At 71.0% G+C, this 859-nt stretch carries 1 protein-coding gene; it reads left to right on the top strand.

What is annotated here, in order from left to right:
* The coding region (locus VT52_RS19090; RefSeq protein WP_143070888.1) for a condensation domain-containing protein at nucleotides 1–859 on the top strand (859 nt) is incomplete at both ends.

Below are 859 nucleotides of genomic sequence, written 5' to 3' on the forward strand. Positions count from 1 at the left end.
GGGTCATGGGCGTGAGGAGTTGCCGGGGGTCGATCTTTCGCGGACGGTGGGCTGGTTCACCACGGTGTATCCGGTGGCGCTGGACGCGGGGGAGGGGGACGCGGCCGCGTCGGTGCGGGCGGTGAAGGAGCAGCTGCGCCGGGTCCCGGACAAGGGCATCGGTTACGGCCTGCTGCGTTATCTGAACGAGGACACGGCGGGTGAGCTGTCCGGCGGGGCGGTGCCGCAGATCGGTTTCAACTACCTGGGCCGGTTCACCTCCGACGGTGGACTCGGACTGCGCAGCGGCTCCGGTGAGTCGATGCCGTTGGCGCATGTGGTGGAGGTGAACTCGCTGGTCGAGGAGACCGGTGAGGGTCCGGTGCTGCGGGCGGTGTGGTCGTGGGCCGGTGAGGTGCTGTCCCGGGAGCGGGTGGCGGAGCTGGCGGCGGCGTGGTTCGAGGCGCTGACCGCGATCGCGGACGCGGTCGAGCGGGGTGCGGGCGGGCACACGCCGTCCGACTTCCCCCTCGTCGGCCTCGACCAGGAACAGGTCACCGCGCTGGAGACCGAACTCCGCGGGGAAGGTGGCCTGGCCGACATCACCACTCTCTCGCCGCTCCAGCAGGGCCTGGCCTTCCACGCCGGATACGACGACGAGAGCACCGACGTCTACACCGCACAGTTCGTCCTTGAGCTGAACGGGGCCCTGGACGTCCAGCGTCTGCACGAGGCCACCCGCCGGCTGCTCGACCGGCACGCGAACCTGCGCGCCGGCTTCCGCCAGACCTCCGACGGCCGCTGGCTGCAGGTCGTACCCCGCCGCACCGACGCCTCCTTCACCGTCATCGACCATTCCGCCGGCTCCGATCCGGAGGGT

This window comes from Streptomyces malaysiense, from assembly GCF_000980885.2.
GTDB classification, from domain to species: domain Bacteria; phylum Actinomycetota; class Actinomycetes; order Streptomycetales; family Streptomycetaceae; genus Streptomyces; species Streptomyces malaysiense.